Source organism: Acinetobacter sp. NigerLNRRAM0016, assembly GCF_054112845.1.
This window is the reverse complement of sequence record NZ_JBSYVT010000102.1, coordinates 1-912: the sequence shown is the minus strand read 5'-3', so window position 1 is coordinate 912 and position 912 is coordinate 1. Positions and strand designations below refer to the sequence as shown.

Here is a 912-nt window from a genome sequence, read left to right as displayed (position 1 = left end):
GGCTTGCTCTAATGCATCGAGCACCATATCTGTATTCATCCGTGTCGATACTTTCCATCCAACAATTGCTCGTGAGAACACATCAATAATAAAGGCGGTATAGACCCAGCCTGAATGAGTTTGAATATACGTAAAGTCACTCACCCACAGTTGGTCAGGATGATCAGCATTAAAATTACGTTTCACTAAATCATCTGCTCTTTTTTGATCATCTCGGCTACGGGTGGTTTGTTTATTCTTACCACGCCAAACACCTTGTATACCTAGCTTCTGCATCAATCGAGCAACTGTACAACGTGCGATAACATAACCTTCACGTTTCAATTGTTGCCAGACCTTACGCACACCATATCGACCTGAACTTTCTTTCCAAATTCGTTTAATTTGTTCAGCATGATGCTCATCATGTAGATCTCGTTTCGCTCGATGTTCTGGATTGTCCGCGAGATCTAAAGTTCGGTAATAGGTTGAAGCTGCGATCGGTAAAATCCTACAAATCGCATCAACACCATATCGATCTTTATTGTTATGGATGAAATCCACCATTATTTGTGTGGGCGGTCGAGCTCCGCCTGGGCGAAAAAAGCGGCTGCTTTACGTAGAATTTCATTGGCACGCTTTAATTCTTTAATTTCACGTTCCATTTGCTTCATTTTTTCTTGATCAGATATCTGTTGTACTTTAATAGGATTTTGCTGATCTAAATGCTTTTGATGCCAGGCACGAAGTGTTTCAGGAGTACAACCAATCTTAGGCGCAATTGCTGTGATTGCAGCCCAAGTAGAAGGATAATCTTTTTCAGATTCAATCAATAATTGAACCGCTCTTTCTCTGATTTCAGGGGTATATTTTAATTTTGTCATCGGGGTAGTCTCTCAGAATATTGACTCTCCGACAAACCCGGTACGGTTC

The 912-nt window shown here is 41.1% G+C and carries 1 pseudogene and 1 other annotated feature; the pseudogene reads right to left on the bottom strand.

Features of this window, described 5'->3' with window-relative positions:
• Window positions 1-863, bottom strand: a pseudogene (locus tag ACWQ4X_RS19695) (IS3 family transposase); the annotation flags it as partial.
• Window positions 472-588: a sequence feature (AL1L pseudoknot), on the bottom strand. It overlaps the preceding pseudogene by 117 nt.
• Window positions 864-912: the final 49 nt, after the last annotated feature.